The organism is Microbacterium sp. zg.Y909 (assembly GCF_024626565.1).
On record NZ_JANJFJ010000019.1, the window covers coordinates 23163 to 31120 of the forward strand.

Consider the following 7958-nt stretch of genomic DNA (forward strand, 5'->3'; position numbering starts at 1 on the left):
GCCTCCCGGGGACCGGGCTTGGCGGCGTCGAGGCCCGGGGACCGGGCTTGGCGGCGTCGAGGCCCGGTGAACGGCGGCGGTCAGGAGCCCGCCCGCCCCTGGCATCTGGGTGGCCGAAGGGTGAGCGGGCCGGTCATGAGCCGGGCGAGGCGCGCTCAGGGAACGTGGATCACCTCGATGGCGGAAACCTTGGGCTGGTTGACCGAGGCCGTGAACGCGAGGTTCAGGGTGCCATCCGTCACGGCGATCGTGCGGGTCTCGGTGTAAGCGGTCATCGGAGCGACCTTGGCGTTGAGGTCGAGGTTGACCACTTCGACCGGACCGCCCTCCATGTTGACGGAGAACACGCGCTTACCGGCGCCGCCGGCGCCGCCGCCGGTCGCGCCGTGGTAGATCTCCGCGAAGTGGAGCACGACCTGGTAGTTGCCCGACGCGGGAACCGGGACGGCGTAACTGAACGTGCCCTGGTCCGTGGTCGAACTGCGCTCCGACTGGTAGAGCAGATCGTCGTTGGTGCCGGCGATCTGCGTCACCTGCGTGTTGGAGTAGGTCTTCCCACCGGCGAAGAAGGTGTCCGCCTGCCAGTTCACGCCGTTGAGCGTCACCGCTCCGCCGCCGGCGTTGATGCGGATGGGTGCCATTGCGAGAGCCGACGTGTCCACCGGGGCGGAAGCACCCGGGGTTGCATTGCCGGTGGCATCCACCGCGACGACCCGGTAGTGGGTCGTCGCGGCCGGGGCAGCGGCGGCGTCACGGAAGACGGTCCCCACCACCAACCCGCCGCCGCTGACCACGGTGTAGGTGCCACCGGCAGTCGCCGACCGCTCAACGCGGTAGCCGATCACGTCACCCGAAGTCGCCGCGGGCCATGAGAGGTTCACGCCCGTGGCATCCGCCGAGCCCGTCGGCGCCGCTGGGGCAGCCGGAGGCATGGCATCCCCGGTGACCGGCAGGACGTTGGTGACAAGGTAGACGTTGTCCTGGAAGTCACAGTTAGTCGCGCCGTTGCCACAGCCACCCCCTGAGGTGGGACCCCCACCCGAGCTGACGTAGTCATGCCCGATGAACCAGGCGCCCGGAATGATCGCGCCGGCGGCGTTCTTGACCGGCCACGTCTTGACCGCGATGTAATCGGTGCGACTGGTGAGCTTGCCGCTGACACCCAGCGCGAAGGTGGCGGCGTTGGGCACCCCGTTGATCGCCGTCAGCGCTCCCGCCCCCGTCTTGGGATACACCGACTGCGCGTCGAGTCCGGTCATCGAGGCTGACAGGTTGCCCACGGTGAACGTCTCCGCGCCGCCCTGGCCATGGAATGCCGCCAGCTGCACGGCCTGTACGGGCTTCGTGGTGTCCATACGCCGCCACAGCGCCGAGCGATGCTCCTCACCGTCCAGGGCGGCGCCCGGGAGCTCCGATCCGTTTCCGAGGCCCAAGCCGGCGCTGCCTGACGTCGTGGAGCTGTTGAACAGCTGGAAGATCTGCTCCAACGACAACTCGCTGTTCCCCTCCGGGGCGGTCATGTAGCCGCCGCGCAGCTGCACGACGCGCGCCGCGGCAGCCGGATCGCTCGAGGCGATCGTCAGGGTCGCCGTCCGCACGCCCTTCGCCCCGCTGTTGGCGGTGAACGCGACCGACAGCGACTGCGTGCCGCCCGGCGCGATCGTGAACGGCAGCGTTGGGGGGTTGACCAGCTCGAACTGGCCGGGCTGGGCCCCGCCGAGGGCGAGCGAGGTGACCCGCAGGTCCTTCGTTCCGGTGTTGGTCAGGTTGAGCGTCGCGCTCTCATACGTGCGGTACAGCAGCGTGCCGCCTGACGTGGTGCCAGAATTCATGCGGTGCAGCACGACGACGTCGTCTTGCAGCCCGGGCAGCGGTGAGCCGTCCACTTGACGGGGCACCTGCGTGTTCGTCAGCTTGAGCACGCCGCCGATGTTCAGAACGGTCAACTCCACCGTGCGCGCGGTGATCTTGCCCGTCGAGTCGGTGGCCTCGAACACCAGCACGTAGTCGCCGGGAGTGCTGAGCGAGATCGGCGAACCATACGCCTGGGGTGCTCCTGCGTTGACGGAGTACGTGAACGAGGTGATGGACGCTCCGGATGCCGCGACCGCCGAGGCGGTGACGATCGCCTCCCCCGTCTCCGCCTCGTCCTGCACCGGCACGCCGTTGACATTGACGACGACGCTCGGGGCGGTAATCGCGGTGCCGCTGATGGTCACCCAGTTCAGCTTGGTGTTCAAGCCAGTCGGCTGCAGCGTGAGCTTTCCGTCGGTCACCGTCACTTCTGCGGTGCCCGTGGTGAACATCGTGCCGCTGGTAGGTGTGAAACCGGTGATCAGCTGTGTCCCCTCCGCGGTGAGGCCGTGCACGGAATCGGTGAAGTCCGCGTCACCGACCGACGCGGTGACGGTGTATGTGCCGTTCGCCAAGGCGCGTTCCCATACGCCCGTCGAGCTGACGATGGCGACGCCGCCTGAGGTCGTCATTCGTTGCATCAGAATCATGCCCTGGCGCGTGGGGTCTCCGGCCGGCGACGTGCGCAGGCGCGTCATGTCCGACCGGTCGGCGGGAATGCCGTCCACCAGCCACCCGTGACCGGCGATCGTGCTGTACGCCGTCCCTGTGTCCGCGGTCCAGCCGGAGGGAACAGGGGCCGAGGCGGGTCGGAAGCTGTACCTCGCCACGCTCGTCGGGTCGGTGGGTGTGAGCCCGTCTCCCTTGATCGACACCCAGTTCACCTTGGTGTTCGTGCCGCTGTTGCTGATCGTGAGGCGCCCGTCGGTGACGGTGACCGTGCGGACACCGGTCTGGAAGGGCGTCGCAGCCGTCGGAACGAATCCGTTGATGACCGGCTGCCCCTCCACCAGGACGCCGTGCGTCGAGTCGATGTAGTTGGCGTCGCCGACGGACACTCCCACCTCATAGGTGCCGTTGGGCAGCACGTACTCCCAGTAGCCGTTGGTATAGGTCGGCTGCGTCGAGTTGTCGAGGAACCCAAAGGTCTTGAGTCTCTCATCGGTCGGATACGCGACGCCGACGAGCGGCGCGGTGCGGTACCGCGTGGCCGCGGGGCGGTCGACCGGCTGATCGGTCGCCGCGTTGAACCAGCCGTAGCCACGTTGCGTCGAGAACGCCGTACCGGTCTCTGCCGTCCATCCGTCCAAGAGCGGCGCCGATTCCGGCTGGAAGCGAACCTTCACCTGCGCTCCGTCCGACGGGTCGTCGCCGCCCGGATTGGTCGCGTCGTCGGTGGGGACGATGTCGATGAACCCGATCTTGGTGTTCACGCCCGACCCCATCACGGTCAGGTGACCGTCCGCGACCGTGACGACGCCGGTGGAGATCTTGTGCCGGCCGTTGGAGCCTGCCGTCCCGGACGGCGTGAAGGCGCTCACGAGGTTGATCCCCTCGACGTCGACCGCGTGGATCTCCGGATCGGAGTTGACGGCGGGATCGCCGACACCGATGGTCACCTCGTAGTCGCCGTTGGGGAGCTGCATCTCCCAGTAGGAGTCGACCGCCGTCCCGTTGAAGGAGGGCACAGACTCGGGCTGCATGTGCATGAAGCTGTCCAGGCGCACGTCGGCTTGCGCGGTGTTGCGGTCGCGGCCGTTGCCGACGTTCGTGGTGCCGCCCACCGAGATGTCGATGTCGTCCTCGGTATCGACGTTCTTCCAGCCGAAGGTCAGGCCGCTGCCCTGACCGGCCCCCGCGCGGGGCCCGAAAGCCTGTCCGAAGTCGCGCAGGTACCCGGCGGCGAGGTCACCGGAGGCCGTCGTGAAGTCGACCTTGACCGCTTCCCCGCCGGAGCCGGTGTCGGTGACCGGCTTCAAACCACTCACCAGGAAGACGTAGTCCTGGTAATCGCCGTTGTCGGCATCCTCGAAGGCGACGATGTAGCTGTTCGGGATGGTGACGCCGTTGCGGTTCTTTGCGGGGTACACCCGCGCCCGGTGCGCGCTGGCGGCCGGCGAGTTCAGCCGATCCTCGGTGAACCCGTAGCGGCTGAAGTAGGGCGAGAAATAGAAGAGCCCGAACTCCGACTGGCCGGGATCGAACGACATCGTCGATCCGGTACCGGTGGGGGGCAGCAGGGACTGGTAGCCCCCGCTCTTGGTCCCGTCCATCCTGCCCAGCGGTGTGCGCTGTGCCGCCGTGCCGTCGCCGGTGTACCACCCGAAGGTGACCGAGTCCGCCGGCGCGTAGTGGGCCAGCGGCTTCCAGGTGACGTTCGCCGAACCGGCCTTGACGAACAGCGGCTCCAGCACCTCGTCGCCCTTAGCCACCGGCTGCATGCCGCCGGCCAGGTTGGTCCAGCCGACGTTGATGTTATGCCCGAGCGTCGTGACGACTTGGGCGAATGTCGGCTCGTAGCCGCCCTGGATGCCGCTCATGGCCAGTCCGTGCAGACCGACGGACACCGCGGAGGAGTTCCCGCCCACCGTGAGCACCGCGGAGCGGTTGCCTGCCGTGGTGCCTGGGGTGAAGCGCACGGTGAACGTCGCCGAGGCTCCGGGGGCCAGCGACGCGGGCACCGTCCCCTGCACCGCGAACTCCGAGGCGTTAGCCCCGCCGACGGTGACGCTGAGCGACTGCCCCTCGGTCGAGGAGTTAGTCACCGTGATCGACTCCGCGTCCGTGCGGTGCGCTGCGGTCGAGTCCACGAGAGGGCCGTTGCTGGTGACAGCCGACATCACCAGTTCGCTCTTGTCGACGCTGACCTTCGCCGCCTGCTGATTGGCCGGAACGCGCAGCAGGTAAAGCTTCTGCTGATTTCCGGCACGGTCGTACTGGTTCAGATAAAGGTTGCCGTTACGAGTGTCCTCCACCACCTCGAGCGGGTCGTTGAACCCGCCGACCCCGCCGATCGTCGAGTTGGCGACGCCGGTGATGCCCACCTCGGTCTGACCACCCAGGATCTCGCCGCTTACGCTGTCGGCCTGCAGGAAGATGAGGTCGTTGTTGTTCGAGAAGCGCACGACGACGATGCGGTTCTCCAGCTGTCCGCCGAACGTCTTGCTCTGGTACTCGATGGTGCCGTTCGGGCTCTTGTTGAACTCGAAGTCATAGGCGATCCCGCCATAGTTGGACTCGGCCTTCACACCCAGCGCGTACTTGGATCCACCCTGGCCCGCCGACTTCGGCGGGTTGGCGGAGTCGTTGCCCTCATGAAGCACGAACTCGCACCGGGTGGGGTTGGGGTGGCCGTAGTACCAGCCCTTCTGGACGTCATACAGGTGGTCACGTTGCGTCGGGTGGTTGGCGACGGCCGGCACCGACGTCGGCTGGTAGTCCGGCACCGTCGGGTCCGCGGCCGTCCGGACGACGCGGGCCTGGCATGCTGCAGTCAGGTCCTGGCCGTTGACCGAGCTGAAGCCGGGGATGCCCGGGGCTGCGACGCGGGTGAACGCTCCGGTGCCTTGGTTATACGTCACGCCCGGCGAGTTGCCGCCGCCTGCCGTGCCGTTGGTGGCCACGTAGATGTGACCGTTGGAGTGATAGGTCAGGTCGTAGGCGTTGCGAATGCCCGTCGCGTAGATCTTCAGCGGGGCATCGGCTGCATAGGGGTTGTACGGCGCAGCGGCGGAGTAGCCGTTCGCCGCGTTCTCACCGGCGAGCCCGGAGGATGCCGTCTGCACCAGTTGGGGATTGTCGCCTTCAGCGTCGGAGACCGCGGCCTGGACCCGCGGGTGCTCGGCGTCGAAGTAGAGCAGCGCGGCCGTCAGCACTTGCTCGCCGCGCTGACCCCACGAGCTGTCGAGGTCGCCGGCGGCCTGGTTCGACCCCTGCAGGACGAGGATGTCGTCGTTGGGGCCGTAGACCATCGAGTTCGTCAGGTGGTCGGACTGGGACCGCGGCAGCCCCGTGAACACCTTCTTCTCGTTCTGCAGGTTGGGTCCGGTCAGCAGGCTGATGCCGCTGATGAACTGTGCCTGCTCGTTGCCCACGTTCGCCGAGGTCTTCGTGACCCACAGCTTCATGTCGCTCGCCGTGGAGCTCTTGTCCCACAGCAGGCCGACCATGGCGTAACCGGCGTAGCCGAGGTTCTCCATGTTCGACAGCGTCCCGTCGGCGTTCACCGTGAACCGGTACAGTCCCTGCCCGATGGTCGAGCCGTACAGCTTGCCGTCGGGGCCGAAGGCGAACGACGCCCAAAACTTGTTGACACCCGGGAGGGTGATCTCCACCTTCTCGAACGCGACGTTCGTCAGCGGAGTGAACTCATCGCCACCGATGATCACCCCGGCCCCCGTGGTGAACACCGACGAGAAGGGGAGGAAGGAGTTGCCGAACAGGTCCTTGACCCCCACTCCGATCTCGACGCGGTACATGGTGTTCGGAAGGAACCCGCCGTCCGGATAGAAGTTGATCGTGTCGTTGCCGCCAGAGCTGTTGACCGTGCCGGCCACCTCGGTTCCGTCGGCGACCTTGAAGACCCGGACGTTGCCGATCATCGAGGCGTTGTCCACACCGGCGCCCGCATGCACCTTCGCGAAGTTCGCGGCGACGCCGCCCTGGGGGTCGGCCGCCGTCTCACGGTTCTCGGGCGAGATCGTGGTCACGTGCGGCTGCTCGAACGCGACCCCGACGACGTCGACGTAGGCGATCTTCGAATTGAACCCGCCGCGCGCATCGAGGGTGAGCCGCCCGTCCCAGACGCCGACGGTCGTTGTGTAGGTGGTGTACTCCTGCGCGGCAGAGCCCTGGAACCCGTTGATAGCGAGGGCCCCCTCGACGTTGACGACGTGTTGCGAATCGTACGAATCGGCGCCCGCCTCGTCTCCGACCGCGACGATCACCTGGTAGAGCCCGCCCGGGAGCGCGAGCTCCCACTGCCCGTCGACCTTGACGCCGTTCGCGCCGTTGCCACCGTCGACGTCGCCGTACTGCATGTGGACGATCGAGTCCAGACGCGGATCCACGCCCGCGCGCCCGCGATCCCGGCCGTTTCCGACCAGCGACACCGCGTGGCCGTCCTCGTCCGTCCATCCGAACGAGTAGCCGGCCCCCTGACCGGCGCTCGAACGCGGCCCGAACGGCTGCCCCCAGTCGGCGAGGTAGCCGGCGGCGGGGACCGCGTTCGTTGCGGTGAAGTCCACCTTGATGTCGACGTTGTTTGCCTCACGCGGGGTCTCGTACGCCTCGTTCGACGGTGACGACTCATTGCCCGAGGCGTCCACGGCGGTGACCTGGTAGAAGTAGGTCGTGCCGTTGTCGGCATCCGCATCCAGCCACGTGGTCGCGACAACGAGCTGGTCGCCCGATGCGACGACGTCGCCGAGGAATGCGCCCGACTCGAGCGAGCGATAGACGCGATAGCCGGCCAGGTCCGTAGCCGCCGGAGCGGTCCACGTGAGGGTCACCTCGGCGTCGCCGTTTACCGCTGTCAGGCCGGTCGGCGCGGACGGGGCCTCCTCGTCCGGCGCGGACACGAACACCCCGCTGGTCTCCCCCGATGCGACCGATTCGTTTCCGGCCTGGTCGACTGCCGTCATCACGTAGTAGTACGTGGTGTCGGCGTCGACGATGTCGAGGTACTCGCTGCCGGTGATCGGGGACACGTTGCGCTTGTTCGCTGCGGTCAGCGCGACGCCGGGCTGCGTCGAGCGGTAGAGGTTGTACCCGGCGACATCGGTCGAGACGCTCGCGTCCCAGCTGAGCGCCAGCCGGGAGTTGTCCGTTGCTGTCGCGGCCACATCGCTGGGCGGCGCCGGCGGTGTCGTGTCGGCAGCACCGCTCCGCTCGTAGGAGACGTTGAGCTTGGCGTCACCGGTGGCCTGGTAGTACTCCACCACGATCTCGTGAGGACCGTCGTCGAGGTTCACCGACGCGACCTTCGGAACCTGACCACTGTGGTTGAACCACGCCCCGATGAGCTGCTCACCGTCGACGAACACCCGTACACCGTCGTCGTGGACCGCAGTGAACACATACGTCCCCGCGCCCTCGTCGATCGT

At 67.5% G+C, this 7958-nt stretch carries 1 protein-coding gene; it reads right to left on the minus strand.

The genetic code is table 11. The features are described 5' to 3' along the window. Window positions 1-155: 155 nt before the first annotated feature. The gene (locus NQ160_RS03360; RefSeq protein ID WP_257513829.1) at window positions 156-7931 is read right to left on the minus strand and encodes a malectin domain-containing carbohydrate-binding protein; all 7776 of its coding nucleotides are present in this window, start codon (window positions 7929-7931) and stop codon (window positions 156-158) included. Between the last annotated feature and the right edge of the window lie 27 nt (window positions 7932-7958).